At 61.5% G+C, this 384-nt stretch carries 1 pseudogene; it reads left to right on the top strand.

Features of this window, described 5'->3' with window-relative positions:
- Positions 1–229: pseudogene (locus I6F21_RS38545) on the top strand (PRC-barrel domain containing protein); the annotation flags it as partial.
- Positions 230–384 lie beyond the last annotated feature (155 nt).

Here is a 384-nt window from a genome sequence, read left to right as displayed (position 1 = left end):
GTCCTATGCCGTGCTCGGCTTCGGCGGCATTCTCGGCCTCGGCAACGACCACTATCCGCTGCCCTGGCAATCGCTCAAATACGACACGAAGCTTGGTGGCTATGTCACCGGCGTGACCGAGAGCCAGCTGCGCGGCGCGCCGAAATACGGCAGCGAACGGGACTGGAATTGGGCCGACATCGGCACCACCCGGGCTGTGAACGACTACTACGGTGTGCCGCTCGTCTGAGCGACGACGGCTTGCAGGGCTGGCTCTTTGTAAGGCTTGTTGCAAGGCTTGCCTGTTGCAAGGCTTTTGAAACGCCGACGGCGGCGATGCCCTGATAGTAACTGAACTGTACGGCGCTTGAGGACAGTAACCGTCGAGTCCTCCGGCGTCTGTAC

Origin of the sequence: Bradyrhizobium sp. NBAIM03 (assembly GCF_020194055.1) — a bacterium.
Lineage (GTDB): Bacteria > Pseudomonadota > Alphaproteobacteria > Rhizobiales > Xanthobacteraceae > Bradyrhizobium > Bradyrhizobium yuanmingense.
Note: the sequence above shows the minus strand (reverse complement) of the source record. Positions and strands in the feature narration are given on the sequence as shown.